This window comes from Mesorhizobium sp. M7A.F.Ca.MR.362.00.0.0 (assembly GCF_004023175.1).
GTDB lineage: Bacteria > Pseudomonadota > Alphaproteobacteria > Rhizobiales > Rhizobiaceae > Mesorhizobium.
Window position 1 is genome coordinate 1 of the sequence record NZ_RZTF01001192.1, and the last position, 223, is coordinate 223.

Annotated in this window: 1 protein-coding gene; it reads right to left on the reverse strand. The window is 40.8% G+C overall.

All coding sequences use genetic code 11. The features are described from left to right. On the reverse strand, positions 1-223 hold a 223-nt coding region (locus EOC06_RS39600; protein ID WP_164899132.1), incomplete at both ends, for a thiamine pyrophosphate-dependent enzyme.

The following is a 223-nucleotide window of genomic DNA, read 5'->3' on the forward strand; positions in this document are numbered from 1 at the left end:
CAAGAAATCCTTGTTAAAAGCTGCTCTGTATTCACAAGCTAGCTTAGCAGCCTGGATGACAGACTCTGGATCATCTGCATTTACATGTATAATCGGTATTTCAAAGCCTTTAGCCAGGTCACTTGCATATCTTGTTGATCTAGAATCGCTTGATTCAGTCGTAAAGCCAATTGTATTATTGGCAATGATATGAATTGTTCCACCTGTCCGGTAGCCTTTCAGC